The organism is Dickeya ananatis (assembly GCF_019464615.1).
GTDB classification, from domain to species: Bacteria; Pseudomonadota; Gammaproteobacteria; order Enterobacterales; family Enterobacteriaceae; genus Dickeya; species Dickeya oryzae.
In genome coordinates this window covers 585,163-603,119 of sequence record NZ_CP040816.1, presented here as the reverse complement: position 1 = coordinate 603,119, position 17,957 = coordinate 585,163, and the positions used below count along the sequence as shown (strand labels likewise).

At 49.8% G+C, this 17,957-nt stretch carries 15 protein-coding genes; 6 read left to right on the top strand and 9 right to left on the bottom strand.

Features of this window, described 5'->3' with window-relative positions; translation table 11 throughout:
• Window positions 1-203: 203 nt before the first annotated feature.
• The 5 genes from alaS to FGI04_RS02555 all read right to left on the bottom strand — a co-directional run bounded on the left by alaS (window position 204) and on the right by FGI04_RS02555 (window position 7,384).
• On the bottom strand, window positions 204-2,831 hold the full coding sequence (gene alaS, locus FGI04_RS02575) for an alanine--tRNA ligase (protein WP_342699881.1): 2,628 nt from the start codon (window positions 2,829-2,831) through the stop codon (window positions 204-206).
• Window positions 2,832-2,968: 137 nt separating this feature from the next.
• Window positions 2,969-3,457: a recombination regulator RecX gene (gene recX / locus FGI04_RS02570; RefSeq protein WP_407336202.1), complete on the bottom strand. Its 489-nt coding sequence runs from the start codon at window positions 3,455-3,457 to the stop codon at window positions 2,969-2,971.
• Window positions 3,458-3,499: 42 nt separating this feature from the next.
• On the bottom strand, window positions 3,500-4,582 hold the full coding sequence (gene recA, locus FGI04_RS02565; RefSeq protein WP_168366262.1) for a recombinase RecA: 1,083 nt from the start codon (window positions 4,580-4,582) through the stop codon (window positions 3,500-3,502).
• 109 nt (window positions 4,583-4,691) lie between these two features.
• Window positions 4,692-5,180, bottom strand: a complete 489-nt coding sequence (pncC, locus tag FGI04_RS02560) for a nicotinamide-nucleotide amidase (RefSeq protein ID WP_407336201.1) — start codon at window positions 5,178-5,180, stop codon at window positions 4,692-4,694.
• A gap of 1,796 nt (window positions 5,181-6,976) precedes the next feature.
• Window positions 6,977-7,384, bottom strand: a complete 408-nt coding sequence (locus FGI04_RS02555) for a hypothetical protein (protein ID WP_342699884.1) — start codon at window positions 7,382-7,384, stop codon at window positions 6,977-6,979.
• A 111-nt stretch (window positions 7,385-7,495) separates the two neighbouring features.
• Here FGI04_RS02555 and FGI04_RS02550 point away from each other — a divergent pair, with 111 nt between their 5' ends.
• Window positions 7,496-8,005, top strand: coding sequence for an SRPBCC family protein (locus FGI04_RS02550; RefSeq protein ID WP_342699885.1), 510 nt, complete (start codon window positions 7,496-7,498; stop codon window positions 8,003-8,005).
• A 59-nt stretch (window positions 8,006-8,064) separates the two neighbouring features.
• Here the strand turns inward: FGI04_RS02550 and cybB are convergent, their stop codons facing one another.
• The 3 genes from cybB to FGI04_RS02535 all read right to left on the bottom strand — a co-directional run bounded on the left by cybB (window position 8,065) and on the right by FGI04_RS02535 (window position 10,416).
• Window positions 8,065-8,598: a cytochrome b561 gene (gene cybB / locus FGI04_RS02545; RefSeq protein ID WP_038905345.1), complete on the bottom strand. Its 534-nt coding sequence runs from the start codon at window positions 8,596-8,598 to the stop codon at window positions 8,065-8,067.
• Window positions 8,599-9,010: 412 nt separating this feature from the next.
• The gene (locus FGI04_RS02540) at window positions 9,011-9,640 is read right to left on the bottom strand and encodes a LysE family translocator (RefSeq protein ID WP_038905346.1); all 630 of its coding nucleotides are present in this window, start codon (window positions 9,638-9,640) and stop codon (window positions 9,011-9,013) included.
• Window positions 9,641-9,762: 122 nt separating this feature from the next.
• On the bottom strand, window positions 9,763-10,416 hold the full coding sequence (locus FGI04_RS02535) for a hypothetical protein (RefSeq protein ID WP_038905347.1): 654 nt from the start codon (window positions 10,414-10,416) through the stop codon (window positions 9,763-9,765).
• 335 nt (window positions 10,417-10,751) lie between these two features.
• Between FGI04_RS02535 and FGI04_RS02530 the strand changes: the two genes are divergently transcribed.
• The 3 genes from FGI04_RS02530 (at window position 10,752) to FGI04_RS02520 (ending at window position 14,208) form a co-directional block, all read left to right on the top strand.
• Window positions 10,752-11,525, top strand: coding sequence for a (S)-acetoin forming diacetyl reductase (locus tag FGI04_RS02530; protein ID WP_019845287.1), 774 nt, complete (start codon window positions 10,752-10,754; stop codon window positions 11,523-11,525).
• Between the two features lie 483 nt (window positions 11,526-12,008).
• Window positions 12,009-13,556 carry a catalase KatB gene (katB, locus tag FGI04_RS02525; RefSeq protein ID WP_407273918.1) on the top strand — a complete coding sequence of 516 codons (1,548 nt, stop codon included), beginning with the start codon at window positions 12,009-12,011 and terminating at the stop codon, window positions 13,554-13,556.
• 58 nt (window positions 13,557-13,614) lie between these two features.
• Complete coding sequence (locus FGI04_RS02520) at window positions 13,615-14,208, top strand: ankyrin repeat domain-containing protein (RefSeq protein ID WP_342699887.1); 594 nt, start codon at window positions 13,615-13,617, stop codon at window positions 14,206-14,208.
• Between the two features lie 87 nt (window positions 14,209-14,295).
• Here the strand turns inward: FGI04_RS02520 and mgtS are convergent, their stop codons facing one another.
• On the bottom strand, window positions 14,296-14,391 hold the full coding sequence (gene mgtS, locus FGI04_RS02515; protein ID WP_012885835.1) for a protein MgtS: 96 nt from the start codon (window positions 14,389-14,391) through the stop codon (window positions 14,296-14,298).
• Window positions 14,392-15,413: 1,022 nt separating this feature from the next.
• Here mgtS and ytfQ point away from each other — a divergent pair.
• Together ytfQ and ytfR are read left to right on the top strand one after the other, a co-directional pair.
• Window positions 15,414-16,370, top strand: a complete 957-nt coding sequence (ytfQ, locus tag FGI04_RS02510) for a galactofuranose ABC transporter, galactofuranose-binding protein YtfQ (protein WP_016942208.1) — start codon at window positions 15,414-15,416, stop codon at window positions 16,368-16,370.
• 83 nt (window positions 16,371-16,453) lie between these two features.
• Window positions 16,454-17,956 (top strand): galactofuranose ABC transporter, ATP-binding protein YtfR, encoded by a 1,503-nt coding sequence (gene ytfR / locus FGI04_RS02505; RefSeq protein WP_342699888.1) that lies wholly within the window; start codon window positions 16,454-16,456, stop codon window positions 17,954-17,956.
• The last annotated feature ends 1 nt before the right edge of the window (window position 17,957 follow it).

The following is a 17,957-nucleotide window of genomic DNA, read 5'->3' as shown; positions in this document are numbered from 1 at the left end:
TTGTTACTAGTGTTCAGTTTAGTCGATATAAGACAGCTTGCGCTTTTTGTTATCACAACCAAAACTGGCCTCACAGGCCGTCTCTGGAGTCCCACAGACGACCTATTCATCAGTCTTGTTTACGGCCATCCTTACCGCAAGCCAAAAACGCCAAAACCACTCAAAGTCATGGCGTTTTTGCCGGGATAACACGTATTTAGTATTTATAGCTTATCAACCACCCAAGCTTCAACGCTGGTCAACGCTGATGGCAACGCATCCACATCACTACCACCTGCCTGGGCCATATCCGGACGACCACCGCCCTTACCGCCGACCTGATTTGCCACAAAGCCAATCAACTCACCCGCTTTGACACGGTCAGTCAATTCTTTGGTCACACCCGCGATCAGGCTGACTTTACCATCCGCGACTGTCGACAGCACGATCACTGCAGAACCCAGTTGATTCTTCAGATCATCTACCATAGTCCGTAACAACTTAGGTTCAACGTTGTTCAATTGCGTGACAAGTAACTTCACACCGTTGATCTCTTTCGCCTTACTGGACAGTGAAGAACTCTCCTGAGCGGCCTGCTGTTCTTTCAACTGCTGCAACTCTTTTTCCAGCCCGCGGTTACGCTCCAGCAACGAACGCACTTTGTCAGCCAGATTGTTACTATCCCCCTTCACCAGCTGCGTGACTTCATGCAATACATCACTCTGCTCATGTAGGGCAACCATTGCATTTTCACCGGTAACGGCTTCAATGCGGCGGATACCTGCTGCGGTACCAGACTCAGATACAATCCGGAACAAACCGATATCACCAGTACGACGAGCATGTGTACCACCGCACAATTCAATGGAAAAATCACCCATTGACAGCACGCGGACATGCTCATCGTATTTCTCGCCAAACAGCGCCATCGCGCCTTTCGCTCTGGCAGCATCCAACGCCATCACATCCGTATCAATCGACAGATTACGACGAATCTGGGTATTGACGATATCTTCTACCTGACGAATCTGCTCAGGTTTCATCGCTTCTGGATGAGAAAAGTCAAAGCGCAGGTAGCTGTCATTGACCAGTGAACCTTTCTGTGCGACATGCTCACCCAAGACCTGGCGCAAAGCCGCATGCAGCAAGTGAGTCGCAGAATGGTTCAGACGAATGCGGTCACGACGGACATGATCCACCACCGCATTCACCTTGTCATTGACCCGCAGGACCCCATGGGCCAACGAACCAATGTGCCCGATTGCCTGACCGTATTTCTGTGCGTCAGCAACGGAGAAACGGGCAGCAGCGGATACCAACTCACCCTGATCACCAACCTGACCGCCAGACTCACCGTAGAATGGCGTTTCGCTCAGAATCACAACCGCATCGTCACCCGCCTGAATTTCCTGCACGGATTCACCCTGACGGTAGATAGCGACGACCGTCGATTGCTGCTCGGTGCGTTCATAACCACAAAACGCGGTAGACGCATCCACACGGATCAGGCTGTTATAATCAGCACCAAAGCCGCTGGCATCACGCGCCCGTTGGCGTTGCGCCTCCATGGCACGTTCAAACCCAGCTTCGTCTACTTTCAGATTACGCTCACGGCACACATCTGCCGTCAAATCAACCGGGAAACCGTAGGTATCATAAAGACGGAACGCCGCTTCACCGCTCAGCGTATCGCCTTTAAGCTGCTTGATTTCTTCATCCAGCAACAGCAAACCACGTTCCAGTGTGCGGGCAAACTGTTCTTCTTCATTCTTCAGCGCTTGTTCAACCAGGCTTTGCTGGCGTTTAAGCTCTTCGCCTGCCGCCCCCATCACTTCAATCAGGGTACCGACCAGCTTGTAGAAAAATGTTTCTTTCGCTCCCAGCATATTCCCGTGGCGGATCGCACGGCGAATAATGCGACGCAACACATAACCGCGGTTTTCATTCGATGGCATGACACCATCGGCAATCAAAAATGCACAGGAACGGATATGGTCGGCAATAACGCGCAGCGATTTATTGTCCAGATCGTCGGTTCCCACCACACGGGCTGCCTCGGCGATCAACGTTTTGAACAAATCGATATCGTAGTTGGAGTTCACATGTTGCAGAACAGCGGAAATACGCTCCAGCCCCATGCCAGTATCTACCGATGGTTTCGGCAGCGGCAACATCGTACCGTCAGCCTGTCGGTTGAACTGCATGAAGACCAGGTTCCAGATTTCGATGTAACGATCGCCATCTTCTTCAGGACTTCCTGGCGGTCCTCCCCAGATGTGATCGCCATGATCGTAGAAAATTTCAGAGCATGGGCCACAAGGACCGGTATCACCCATTTGCCAGAAGTTATCTGATGCGTACGGTGCGCCTTTATTATCACCGATACGGATAATACGCTCACGCGGTACACCTACCTCGTTGGCCCAAATGTCATAGGCTTCATCATCGGAGGCGTAAACCGTAACCCACAGTTTTTCCTTGGGTAAGCCAAACCATTGAGAACTGGTCAACAATTCCCAGGCATAAGTAATAGCGTCGCGTTTGAAATAATCACCGAAGCTAAAGTTGCCCAGCATTTCGAAGAACGTGTGATGACGCGCCGTATAGCCCACGTTCTCTAAATCGTTATGTTTACCACCAGCACGGACACAACGCTGAGACGTCGTGGCTCGCACATAGTTGCGTTTGTCCAACCCAAGGAAAACATCCTTGAACTGGTTCATCCCGGCATTGGTAAACAACAGTGTGGGATCATTATTCGGCACCAGCGAACTGCTGGCGACAATCTGATGTCCTTTACTATGGAAAAAGTCGAGAAACGCTTGACGGATCTCAGCGGTGCTCTTGCTCATAATTGTCCTGAAATCAAGCTAAAAGAACAGTCGCGGGCAAGGTGGGTGCAACATACTGACGTGACCGAGCCAAACGCGAACAAAAAAGTGGGAATAAGATAAATTTTCTTAGGAGGGAAGTAAAATCCCGTATGCGTTCAATCGGAAAAATTCATATATATCGACTGAATTTCATCGTGGGAAAAGCCGCGATACAGCAAATAACGTTGAACTTTGGCTCGCTTCTGCCAGCTCGTTGGCAATGGTGAGCCAAATTTACGGTTCGCAACTTCTTGAGCTTGTAAATACCAGTCAATGTCGCAGGACTGCAGGGCTACACGCTGAACTGATTTGTCAATGCCCCGCTGACTGAGCTCAGCGCAGATACGCTGTGTACCGTATCCTTTGCGGCTGCGGCTGCTGATATAACGCTCGGCATAACGCTCGTCATCCAGCCAGCCTTGCTGTCGGCAGCTGATGACTGCCTGTTCGACCTGGGCATCAAATTCAGAAAGTACAGCGCAGCGTTCCGTACTCTCACATTCAATATTTGATTGTAAATACGCCGCAATCTTGCGGCGTAATTCCATTTCACTGTGATCTCGCACAGCCAGCACATTCATTGCATAGCGGAGTACGTTAGGCATACCGATTACCCTGAGAACATGCTGTCTGCGTCACGACGTCCATTAAAAGTCGTCGTTCAGTTCGCCAGCTGCCTCTTCATTGTACTCGGCACTTTCACTACTGCTGACGCCACCCGATACCGCTTCGTTACCTTTATGCAGCAACAATTCGCGCAGCTTCTTGTCGAGCTCAGCAGAGATGGCCGGGTTCTCTTTCAGGAAATTACAGGCGTTCGCCTTACCCTGACCAATTTTGTCACCATTGTAGCTGTACCAGGCACCGGCTTTTTCAATCAGCTTAAACTTCACGCCAAGATCAACCAGCTCACCGAAGGTATTAATCCCTTCGCCATACAGAATCTGGAATTCAGCCTGCTTGAATGGCGCTGCAACCTTGTTCTTCACAACTTTAACGCGGGTTTCACTCCCGACAACTTCTTCACCTTCTTTGATAGAGCCAATACGGCGAATATCCAGACGGACAGACGCATAGAATTTCAGCGCGTTACCACCGGTCGTGGTTTCGGGGTTACCGAACATCACACCAATCTTCATACGGATCTGGTTGATAAAGATCAGCAGTGTATTGGATTGCTTGAGGTTACCGGCCAGCTTACGCATAGCCTGACTCATCATACGAGCCGCAAGCCCCATGTGGGAATCACCGATTTCCCCTTCAATTTCTGCTTTCGGCGTCAGCGCAGCAACGGAGTCGACGATAATGACATCAACTGCACCAGAACGTGCCAGCGCATCACAAATCTCCAGTGCCTGCTCGCCGGTATCTGGCTGGGAACACAGCAGATTATCGATATCAACACCCAACTTTTTAGCGTAGATCGGATCCAGCGCGTGTTCGGCATCAATGAACGCACAGGTTTTACCTTCACGCTGCGCGGCAGCAATCACCTGCAGTGTCAGCGTCGTTTTACCAGAGGACTCCGGACCGTAAATCTCAACAATACGGCCCATTGGCAAACCACCAACACCCAGTGCGATATCAAGCGACAAGGAACCTGTGGAGATCGTTTCAACATCCATTGAGCGATCCTCGCCCAAACGCATGATAGAACCTTTACCGAATTGTTTTTCGATCTGACCCAGCGCTGCCGCCAGTGCCTTTTGTTTGTTCTCATCAATAGCCATTTTTACTCCTGTCGCGCAGCCTGCCGCTGCTTCTACGCTGTTGCTTATTCATGATTCACCGAACCGATGGCTGCATTATACTGTATACTCATACAGCATCAAGCCTATTTTATAAAAATCTCTCCTGCAACGTTTGCAGAGCAAAAGCCACGGCCTGCAAGCGAACATCGTGACGATCGCCGTCAAACTGCATCCGCTGAGTGATGATGTTGCCCGCTTTATCGCTAAAACCGAACCATACGGTCCCTACCGGTTTATCTAACGTTCCACCATTAGGACCCGCAATACCGCTGATGGATACCGCAAAATCGGCTCCAGAACGGCTCAGCGCCCCACGGGCCATTTCCATCACAACTTCATGACTGACTGCGCCATACTGTGTCAGCGTATTTTCCTGTACGCCGATGAGCGACTGCTTCGCCTGATTGCTGTAAGTCACAAAGCCATAGTCAAACCATGCAGAACTGCCAGCCACATCCGTGATCGCTTTCGCCAACCACCCACCGGTACAGGACTCAGCACAGGTTATCTTCGCCTGACACGCTTTCAGCCGCTCTCCAAGCTGTACGCTCAGTTGCAATACATCTTTTTCTGTCATCACGGTATCCCGTTTTATCCATCGCGGCCCAATAGTAAGGTGCCCCTTCTTTTTCAGGGTAGCATTTTTCCTTTGAAAACCTTTTTACGTAACAGGAATGCGAAGCAACGCGCAACATCGTTTAGCAGACTGTCGTAGTATTGTCACCGTCTCGGTATATGCTCTACATACAATAATAACGGCGATAGCGTTTTATGACATGCATGCCCCGCCTCGGGGCTTTTTTATTGGTGTAACAGAGCATCCCGGCGCACAGCCGAACACCGCACCGCAATGTCCGCGCCGAATTGAATGTATATACCTTAAATAATTCGAGTTGCAGGACAAAACGCAATGCGTTGGCCCTTTAGGACAAGGCTCGTTAGAGCCTTGTCACGCGGCAAGAGAGTGGATCCCGAATCACTTACTTAAGTAAGTGATTCGGGTGAGCGAACGCAGCCAACACACCTGCAACTTGAAGTATGGCGGGTATAAGTACTAATTAGCCACACGGTCTCTGACGCTAAAATAATGCAGGCCTGTCAGCTGACAGGCCTGGTGGGAATGGCATCCAGGAAGGTATAAACACTCTTGCTACGCAATACCGTATGCTACATGGTGGATTAACGCATCAAGCGAGCAGACTACGTATGCTATTACCGTTACCTTGCCAGTTGCAGGAACATCGCTTACTCCCGTTCATTTCTGATGGTCTTTATACCAGAAACAGAGCTTGCGACAGGGCGACAACGTGGCTGGCAATCAATAATAGAAACCTTATTTATTCTTGTTTTTTCATCCCTGGTGGGTATTTAGCGCGATACATTCACTCTCCCGTTTCCCCTTTCGTTTTTCGCATTTTTTTACATGCAGTGCGTATTAAAAAATTGACTTACCCTATCATCTATTTTATTTATCGGAAGAAAAAACGCCAACATGATACCAACAAAAAAATATTTTTAATCTCCATCATGATTATCCCTTACTAAATCATATTATTTTAAAATAAAATCGATAACGGATAAAAAAAAGCCCACCATAAAGGTGGGCAAAGCTATTGGGTTTTTCAACAGCAAGGATTTCGTAGTACTGGCACGACAGTTATCCATCCACTGTCTGTTTATGAATCTACCCGACTATCCTTAAAATAACCTTAGTTTTATCCTGGAATCATAAAAATTTAATAAGAAATGGAAAATACAACTCACTATTATCGAACCAAAAAAAAGCCCACCGCTAGGGTGGGCAAATGACACTATTCTCTGGCATGAAGCATCCTGAAGACACAGGTTGGCGGTTTTCCTCCGCCTGAAAGCTATCCTATGGGATTAAGATTAAGCCAACATTAGGAAAACAAAAAAAAACAGAATTTTTTAGATATCTCTTTCAGCTCCATTATTACCGCCTTGTCTCTCAACTATCATGGGAATGCGAAAAATGAAAAAACCGCTTATTTCCCGACAACCAACGCAACAAGCGAACATCCAAAACCACTTAGGTATAGCAAGAAAAAAAAGAATGAACTCAGCCTATACACTCGCATGTTGAAGTATGGCAATCACAAAAAGGAAAGCCCACCTGACGGTGGGCAAAGAGGCTATATTATTATGAGTAAAACCCTGGTGTTTTGGCGCGGAGAAAGTTTTTAACTGAAAACAACATTACACCAGAGAGATTAAATAAACCTTAACAATAAAAATAAAAACCATTTTTTCTGTGACAATGGAAACATTTATTCAAGATGATTCAATCTGCAGAAAAACACGCCAACCACCTGAAGTATGACGGGTATAAACATGAAAAGTAAGAACACGCAGCTAATAATACTTACCGTTATTATCAGAAAACAAAAAGCCCATCAGGCGATGGGCTAAATAAGAATGAACATCGAAAATAAAATTCTTACTTTCCAACATGGCACAGCAGTCAATTAATACTAAGTAAAGTGTAACAGATACCGGCCATTCTGCCCAAAAATCGACCACTATTCTTCGTGTTTTGTGAGTACACGCATTTCTCCGCTCACTGCAAAACATCATGCCCTGCACCAGGACCACGCCACTGAGCGACCGGTACCCAATCACGTCCATACTCCCTGGATAACCAATAGTCCTGCGATAGCCAATAGTACCGCCACAGCCACACCGCAAAAGCAGGCTTTTATTTTGCCGGATTTGCAGGTTTACCCAGCCATCACGTACACTCGCCAAAACAGATAATTGCACCGTATTCTACAGCCCGCGTTTGCCGCAATGTCATGACCGTGTCGACATAATAATCGCGAGACATTGCCTGTTTCGGGCAGCATTCGGGCGGCATTGAAGGGAGAAGACACTATGCCATCAACATTCCCACGCAGACCCGGCATGATGGACAGCCATGCCGATCAGCTCAGCAGTTCGCTGATTATTCGCCAATCGGCTGATGTGCTGTTTGATTTGTGGCGCAACCCCGAAACACTTCCGGTATTGATGAACCATGTCGCTCATATCGACATCATTAATCACACAGACTCACTGTGGCGAATGAAGGCCCCCTTCGGCCAGTATATCGAATGGCGGGCACGTATTGAGGATGAGCAACCCGGCCAGTTTATCTACTGGCGTTCACTCCCCGGCGCCAAAATTCCTAATGAAGGATGCCTGGTCTTCCGCCCTATACCAAACAGCGAGAATACTGAAGTCACACTCAGCATCCGGTTTGACCCGCCAGGCGGCTTTCTGGGAAAGGCTCTCAGTCAGGTGTTTCAGCTGTTACCGAAAGAGATGCTGCACAAGACATTACTGCGCTTTAAGCAGATGGCTGAGCACCCTGGCCCCCCGACCTCCTCTAACCAGAATGCATAAAAAAACGGGCGGCGAGGAATCCCCAGCCGCCCGTCGTCTTTTACTTTACACCCACAACATTATTTCTTGTTGGGCATCATTCTCAGCAGCGTATTGTCACGCACCACATAGTGATGATACAGGGCAGCAACGGCATGCAGCCCCACCAGGAAATACCCTGCGTTAGCAATCAGTTCATGAATGCTCAGCAGTGTGTGCCTGATGTCGTCATTCGGATCAGCTGCAAACGGCATCGCAATACCGAAGACTGACCAGGCATCACCACGATAATACATCCCCACGACGCCTAATACCGGCAGCGCCAGAAACATCAGATACAAAAAGCCATGCACCGCATGAGAAGCAATCATCATCAGGCGATCAGGTTGCGGCGTAATAGGCGGTGTAGCATGACGGAAACGTTGCACTACCCGCAGGATCATCAACACCCAAACGGATACACCGCAACTGTAATGGATCGTCGACATTAGCGCCCGTGCACTGCTTCCACGCGGAGCAAAACCTCGCAGTTCCATCGCTGCATAGGTTGCCACCACCAACAGAAACGCCAGCCAGTGCAACAGAATCTGAGATGAATGATACTTAGTCTTCATGGAATTCCTTCTCTGTATTGAGCATACGATCAGTGTGTAAGCATAGGACGCATATAGCCTAGCTTCACTCTATTAAGCCAACATTAGTTTTTCGCTCACTGTAGCAAGACTTTTTGATAACCCCAAAAATCTTACGGGCAAAAAAATCCCGCCTTGATGGAAGGCGGGAAAAAAACTACTACTCTCTGACAGGGATGAATAACACAACATCAACAAGGGTTGAGACAAACATTACCAGCTTCAGTGTATAGAACTGTCATCGGTCAGTAAGGTTGATTGGTAGGATGTAAGTCGAATTTGGCGGGGATAGCATCATTTTACCGGGTAAATCGGAGAAGAGCGCAGAAGAGGTGTGGGATACATGAAAAACGGCTGACGCTTGCCAGCCGCATGCCTGACTACCTGCGACTTATTATCGCCGACTGTCTACCAGCATTCTAACCGCCAGCCCCGCCAGTACCGTTCCCATCAGCCAGCGTTGCACTCGTTGCCACAACGGGCGTTCAGCCAGAAAGGCGGCGATATAGCCCGCGACCATGATAAGCGAAGCATTAACCGTCATGCTGATAAATATCTGGGTGATACCAAGCGTTAACGACTGCCCCAGGACATTGCCCTGCTCCGGGCGGATAAACTGCGGCAGCAGGGAGAGATAAAGTACGGCGGCTTTAGGATTAAGCAGGTTGGTGACCAGCCCCATCACGAACAAGCGACGATTACTATCAGGTTTAAGTTGGCGTAACTGGAAAGGCGATGCGCCACCCCGTATAGCCTGCCAGGCCAGCCATAACAAATATAGCGCCCCCGCAATTCGCAGCGCATCGTAAGCTAATGGCACCGCCATCACGATCGCAGTAATACCGAGCGCCGCCGCGGTCATATAGAACAAAAAACCCAGCGCCACGCCAGATAACGACACCAGTCCTGCCCGACGCCCCTGACACACAGTGCGAGAAAGCAGGTAAATCATATTAGGGCCAGGCGTCAGCACCAACCCTAACGCAATAGCAGCAAACGGTAACCATTGGGACACACTCACCATCACTCACCTCAGTCAATCACACAGAATGCCAGATAAAACGATTAGTTAAATCCCCGATCTATTGAGCCTGCATCACTGCGGGCTAACGTCAGATACCTTCTACCAGTACACCACCGCAACGATCACTCTTCCGGTGGATAACGGTAATCCCACCGGAAAAAACCGTGATCCTGAAATGAACCAGACAGTAATGATTGCTTTCGTGTTTTGACATAATTTGGCGGCGGACAGGTGACATTGCACATCCAATATCCCGGAAACCACGCCTCCATACCGGGCAACAGCGCCATCGCCGTGTCGAACGGATTCAATTCCGGCAACGAGTAGTAAACAAACTCGCCAATAGAGTGTTCAATCCATTCTTCCGCACTCCCCATTTCCGATAACGGGTTAGGGTGCAACGGCGAGTGAGCCAAATCGACAAACTCTCTGACGTGATTCATCGACCAGCCACAAAACTCCAGCGCACGAGGTCGCTCCGCCATTTCGTACAAGCGATCGACCGAGACTATCGGTAGCGGGTCTGGCTGCTCAGGGAAAAATTCATTGTGCTTTTGCAGGCATAACAATAGGTAGGACGCCACCAGCGCCCCCAGCTCATGGATAACCAGCGCCGGATGCTCACCCGCACCACCGCCAATAATCAAATTGTCGGGTGTACATGAAAAATCATCCTCACCCCAAGGCGAATCCGCCACCTCTTCCAGCGGATGATAGATTGGCAGCCCGTTCAGGAAACCAACCAGTTCGTGTTTGATGGTATCGATGTAGCTCATGGTTACCGGCTTTTAAACAGTCATCAAGACAGATATCAGCGGGGCACGGCCCGGATGATGCTCTTCGCAGAGTACACTGTGTTTATCGCCTTCTCCACACCAATCTTTCCCCCCAACGGGCAACCCATACCAACACCCTCACACAGAAACATCAGAATAAAAAATCATAAAAAAGAAAAAATCAGGATGTAAATCCATAGGGTTAGAGTAAAAGCAAAAAAGTTAGTCCATTAGAATGATAGTTATCGATATTTACTATAAGTTTTCATTCCAATTACCACGCGCTAGCCTGCCTGTCATGGCTGTATTTTTATTCACAACACAGGAAAAGACCCATGAAACAGAAAGTCGCATTGGTCACTGGCGCGGGCCAGGGAATCGGCCGGGCCATCGCTATCCGTCTGGCAAAAGATGGTTTTGCCGTAGCCGTCGTGGATTACAACGGCGATACCGCAGGCCAGGTAGCGCATGAAATCAAGCAGCACGGTGGCAACGCTATAGCACTCACCGCGGATGTCTCAGACCGTGACCAGGTATTTAACGCGGTTCGCACCGCACACAAACAATGGGGGGGTTTTCACGTTATCGTCAATAATGCCGGTATCGCCCCTACCACGCTGATTGAAGACATCACGCCGGAAATCGTTGATAAGGTCTACAACATCAATGTGAAAGGCGTTATCTGGGGAATACAGGCTGCGGTAGAAGCCTTCAAAGCCCAGGGACAGGGAGGCAAAATCATCAATGCCGCCTCTCAGGCAGGTCACGTCGGTAATCCGGAGTTGGCGGTTTACAGTTCCAGTAAATTCGCCGTACGCGGCCTGACCCAGACCGCTGCCCGCGATTTAGCGCCGCTCGGCATTACCGTTAACGCGTATTGCCCTGGTATCGTCAAAACGCCGATGTGGGCAGAGATTGACCGCCAAATTTCCGAAGCAGCAGGTAAGCCACTCGGTTACGGTACGGCAGAGTTCGCCAAACGCATCACGTTGGGTCGTTTGTCCGAACCGGAAGACGTGGCTGCTTGTGTCTCCTATCTCGCCGGCCCTGATTCTGACTATATGACGGGTCAGGCGCTGTTGATTGATGGTGGTATGGTCTTCAACTGATTGACTCAGCGCCAGTGCGCCTCGTCACACGGCGAGGCGTGTTCTTCTCATCACCGATATCCGCTCCCCCACAGAGACAAGCCCCAAACGCACAGAACACGTTTCTTGCTGTCTTGACGCTATCTGTATTCCTGCTCTTGTCTGTGGTCACTTTCACTCTTTTCACAAATCCCTACTCAGGGCATACCTATTAATTCGATAGAAACAACTGCCATTATCCGTTTTGTCAAAAAAGGTAAAGTAGTCAGGTAGCCGCAGGTTATTCACACCGTCGGCCATGAGTACAACCCCATTTCTTACCCGTCATGACGACAGGTCAGGAACAGGGAAAACAGATAAGCCGCAATCACCAACAGGGCATGAGCCTTATCAGTGCCGCTGATGGAGAACTTTCTCTGCTGATAGCTTAAAGCAGTGCAATGGAATCACAGCAATAATCAAAACCTATTGTTGATAATAATCATACGGAAAATGAGGAAAGTTATGAGCAATCATACCGCCACACATCGTATTCCCGGCTGGAAAACACCACTGGCCATCATCTCTTCACTGTTGATAGCCTACCCGGCACTGTCAGCCACACTGACCCGTGATAACGGCGCGCCGGTGGGTGATAACCAAAACTCGCAGACTGCAGGCCCCAATGGCCCGGTTTTATTGCAGGATGTTCAGTTACTGCAGAAATTGCAACGCTTTGACCGTGAACGCATTCCCGAACGCGTCGTGCACGCCCGCGGAACCGGTGCACACGGCACATTTACCGCCACCGAAGACATTTCGGACCTGACTATCGCCGAGGTATTCAAAAAAGGCAGTCAAACGCCGGTATTTGTACGCTTTTCAAGTGTTGTGCACGGTAACCACTCCCCAGAGACCTTGCGAGATCCGCGTGGTTTCGCTACCAAGTTCTATACCACACAAGGCAACTGGGATCTGGTCGGTAACAACTTCCCTACCTTCTTTATCCGCGATGCGATCAAGTTCCCGGACATGGTGCATGCGTTCAAGCCAGATCCGCGTACCAACCAGGATAACGATGGGCGCCGGTTTGATTTCTTTTCTCACGTTCCGGAATCGATCCGCACCCTGACCCTGCTCTACTCCAACGAAGGCACACCGGCCAGTTACCGCAACATGGACGGTAACAGCGTTCATGCTTATAAACTGGTCAACGCCAAAGGCGAAGTGCATTACGTCAAATTCCACTGGAAGACACTGCAGGGCATAAAAAATCTCGACCCCAAACAGGTTGAGGAAGTTCAGGCTAAGGATTACAGCCACCTGACTAACGATCTGGTCGCCGCCATCAACCGTGGCGACTACCCGAAATGGGATCTTTACATTCAGGTACTGGCCCCGGGCGATCTGGCTAAGTTTGATTTCGACCCGCTGGATGCCACCAAAATCTGGCCTGGCGTTCCCGAACGTAAAATCGGCCAGATGGTACTGAACAAAAACCCGGACAACTACTTCCAGGAAACCGAGCAGGTCGCCATGGCACCGGCGAATCTGGTTCCGGGTATCGAGCCGTCAGAAGACCGTCTGCTACAAGGCCGACTGTTCTCGTATGCTGACACCCAGATGTATCGACTGGGAGCAAACGGCCTGAGCTTGCCAATTAATGCGCCACTGAAAAAGGTCAACAACATCAATCAGGATGGCAGTTTGAATAGCGGCCACACGCAAGACAACGGGGTGAATTACCAACCAAGCCGGTTGTATCCACGTGAAGAACTGGTTTCTGCTCGCTACAGCCAGACACCGCTGAGCGGCACTACCCAGCAGCGCAAAATCCAGAAAGAGCAGAACTTCAAACAGACTGGCGAGCTGTATCGCTCTTACAGTAAGAAAGATCAGGATGATCTGGTTCAAAGTCTGGGGTCTGCGCTGGCGATGGCGGATACCGACAGTAAAACCATCATGCTTTCCTACTTTTATAAAGCTGATGCCACCTACGGTACCCGCCTGACCAGTGTCGCCAAAGGCGATCTGAGCAAAGTACAGTCACTGGCCAGCAAACTGGCTGATTAACAGAATGCCGTCGCCCGGTTGCTCTACGGGCGACGCCAACGACCAGGGAATCGTCATCATGAAATCATTTCGCCTCTTTTTTTGCCTGCTGGCACTCATTCACGCCACCGCACAGGCACAACCGCCCGTGTCTATTACAGAGCCGTCGAATTCAGTCGCCACAACGCCTGTTGTGCAGGCGACGGATGAAAGACAAGTGCAGAACCAGCTTAATCAGTACCTGTGGGATGCAGCCCGTACGGGTAACGATACCGTACTCAAGGAGTTCATCAGCGCGGGCTATAACCTCAACGCCCGTGATGAAAAAGGCTATACGGCAATCATTCTGGCGGCTTACCACGGCCACTACGACACGGTTTCACTGTTGCTCAACCACGGTGCTGACCCCTGCTTGCAGGATAGTCGTGGCAATACCGCACTGATGGGAGCGGTGTTTAAAGGTGAACTGAAAATTGCCCACTTGTTGCTGAACGCAAAATGTAGCCCGGATACCCGTAATAACGCCGGACAGACTGCAGCGATGTATGCTTCGCTGTTTCAGCGCACAGAAATTCTTAAGGCATTACAGGAAAAAGGGGCGGATATGAATGCTACCGATGCACTGGGCAACAGTGTGCAGGCATTAGGCAGGGGTGAAGTGAAAGGGCAATAATCGACACGTATCAACGAAAATGACACGCCCCGCACGAATGTACTACCTTCAGGCGGGGCGTGTGATATCAGGCTGGGTTAGCATTATTCAGTCATCCCATTTGGGGCTCAGAAAAGCGGCCAGAAATCCCGGTACAACAATAACGGCCAGTATCGCCAAATAGACAGTCACTTGTTCGAACATAACAACCTCCTACGTCAGCATGTAAAACGACCTCATGGTTCCATTACAGATTCATTCAACTACGATTCAACTACCATTCGACGGCAAGTTTGCTCACTACACAGTTATTCTATCGGCCGAACGTTAAGCAAACATTAACGTCTCTTTAATAGATAAGAAATCGGATCAGGACGAAAGCACTCAAACAGCACGGTCTCATCCACTTTTTCCGGCCCCCGATTAAGCTACCGGCAGTCCATCGAGTATAAACCCTCAAAAAAATACATTATTTTTTAATGTGTTACGAGCATGCAGCACTCGGTTTATCATATCCGGAATTATACGCGTGAATATATATTATTGGTGTAATGAATCTTATTGATAATAATAAAAACCTATATTTATAGTCAGCGATACCGGCTGAAGAAAAAGAGTGTCATTTTTTCAGTGATATGGCTGACAATACTTTTCAAATAGTCAGCATTCATTCTTAATGTCATTAGTTCACAGCGCTGACAACAAAAATTAAAATCGATTAATGATGAATAACCGTTATACCCCAATAATTCGTATAGCGTTAATTCATAATTACCCCTCTTAATTAAGCGCAGTATCACATCACTAAAAGACACCTTAAATATCCATATCCCGACGGTATTCCAGGAGGAGAAAACGAGCCCACTGGCAGGACACTCAAACCCGCCACCTCTCGCCAGAACCGGTAAATATCACGATTTAAAAAAAACATGACGCCGCTAGCAGAATACAGCACTCATCTAACCCATACCGAAAAAATGACCTAAAACAATATTTGCGTGGGGTCACAGATTCCCCGCTGATGGCGATTTTATCCATAAGATCAGCGAATACGGCCTGACCCTCCTCCCTCAGCAAAAACTACTGTTTTGTTATGAGTAGCTGGAAGAGGAAAAATAATCACGCCTGCCGTACCCCAAGACGGGGGCAATACTGAATACCGAATAACACCATTGTCCCTAAGAATGAAAAACCGATAGCCAATGATTACCAGAGAGGACACTTTTATGTGGAAACGCGTCATTTTAGCTTCAGCTGTGTGTGCGTCCCTGTCATCGGTCGCGCTGGCCGCACCATTAACGGTAGGGTTTTCTCAAGTCGGCTCGGAATCAGGCTGGCGCGCAGCTGAAACGACCGTAGCCAAAGAACAGGCCAAAGCGCGCGGTATTAACCTGAAAATTGCCGATGCCCAGCAAAAACAGGAAAACCAAATCAAAGCCGTGCGCTCTTTCATCGCACAAGGGGTGGACGCTATTTTCATCGCCCCAGTGGTAGCGACCGGCTGGGAGCCGGTATTGAAGGAAGCCAAAGAAGCCAAGATCCCCGTTATTCTGCTGGACCGTGGCATTGACGTCAAAGATGACTCACTGTATCTCACCACGGTACGCGCCGATAATATTAAGGAAGGGGCATTAATTGGTGAGTGGCTGATTAAAACCGAAAACGGCAAAAATTGTAATGTCGTTCAGTTAGAAGGCACCGTCGGCGCAAGCGTTGCGATTGACCGTAAAAAAGGGTTTGAAGACGCTATCGCCAAAACACCGAGTATTAAAATTATCCGTTCCCAGTCCGGCGACTTTACCCGTAGCGGCGGCAAGCAGGTTATGGAAAGTTTTATCAAGTCAGAAAATAACGGCAAAAATATCTGCATGGTTTTCGCCCATAACGATGACATGGTGATCGGCGCGATTCAGGCTATTAAAGAAGCGGGGCTAAAACCGGGCAAAGATATTCTGACCGGGTCGATTGACGGTGTACCGGATATTTTCCGTGCCATGCTGGCAGGCGAGGCGAATGTCTCGGTTGAACTGACGCCAAATATGGCCGGTCCGGCGTTTGACGCACTGGAAAAATATAAAAAGGATGGCACGCTGCCCGCCAAACTGATTCTGACACCGTCCACCCTGTTTAAACCAGACAGCGCACAGGCCGAGCTCGATAAGAAAAAGAACATGGGATATTGATTGTTTAACGTCAGCCCACGTCCTGCCATGGCTAGCTACCACTACCATGGCAGGACATCACCTGTTTTGTAAGGAAGAATCGCATGAACGATTTCGACAACCAGGAAATCTTGCGTACGGAAGGGCTGAGCAAAATTTTTCCCGGGGTTAAAGCGCTGGATAAGGTCGATTTCAGCCTGAGGCGCGGGGAAATCATGGCGCTGCTGGGAGAAAATGGCGCAGGAAAATCCACGCTGATTAAAACGCTCACTGGGGTGTATCAACGTGACGAGGGCGCTATTTATCTCGAAGGGCAGTCTATCTCGCCTAAAAATACGGCTCACGCCCAACAACTGGGCATCGGCACGGTGTACCAGGAAGTCAACCTGCTACCCAATTTATCGGTGGCGGATAACCTGTTTATCGGTCGCGAACCCAGACGCTTCGGATTATTACAACGCACCGAGATGGAAAAGCGTGCGACAGCGCTGATGTCCTCTTACGGTTTTGAGCTGGATGTGCGCGAACCACTGAACCGCTTTTCCGTCGCGATGCAGCAAATCGTCGCTATTTGTCGTGCTATCGACCTGTCTGCCAAGGTTTTGATCCTTGATGAGCCGACCGCCAGTCTCGATACCCAGGAAGTGGAAATGCTCTTTACCCTGATGCGCCAGCTGCGCGATCAGGGTGTCAGCCTGATTTTCGTTACCCACTTCCTCGAGCAGGTTTATCAGGTGACCGATCGCATCACGGTTCTGCGCAACGGTGCTTTTGTCGGTACCTGTGAAACCGCCTCGCTGCCACAGATAGAACTGGTAAAAATGATGCTGGGCCGCGAGCTGGAGCAGAATGCGCTGCAACGTGCCGGACGTACGCTACTGAGCGACAAGCCGGTGGTGGAATTCAAAGGGTACGCGAAAAAAGGCGTAATTGAGCCATTCGAACTGGCGGTACGGCCCGGCGAAATCGTCGGTCTCGCCGGATTGTTAGGCTCCGGGCGGACAGAAACCGCCGAGGTGATTTTTGGTATCAAACCGGCCGATCGCGGCGAAGCGGTGATCAAAGGTAAATCCCAGACGCTGCGCTCGCCACATCAGGCCTCCTGCCTTGGCATCGGCTTTTGCCCGGAAGATCGCAAAACCGACGGTATCATCGCTGCCGCCTCGGTACGGGAAAATATTATTCTGGCGTTGCAGGCCCAACGCGGCTGGCTGCGCCCTATCCCCCGCAAGGAGCAGATGGCGATTGCCGAACGATTCATCCGTCAGTTGGGTATCCGCACCCCCAGTACCGAGCAACCTATCGAATTTCTATCCGGCGGGAATCAACAGAAAGTGCTGTTGTCTCGCTGGCTACTGACCAAACCACAATTCCTGATCCTGGATGAACCCACGCGCGGCATCGACGTCGGCGCCCACGCCGAGATCATCCGCTTGATCGAAAGCTTGTGTGCCAACGGGCTGGCGCTGCTGGTCATCTCGTCGGAACTGGAGGAACTGGTGGGATACGCCGACCGGGTGTTGATTATGCGTGACCGGCAGCAGGTGGCGGAAATCCCGCTCGACCAGCTATCCGTCTCCGCCATCATGAATGCCATCGCGGCATAAG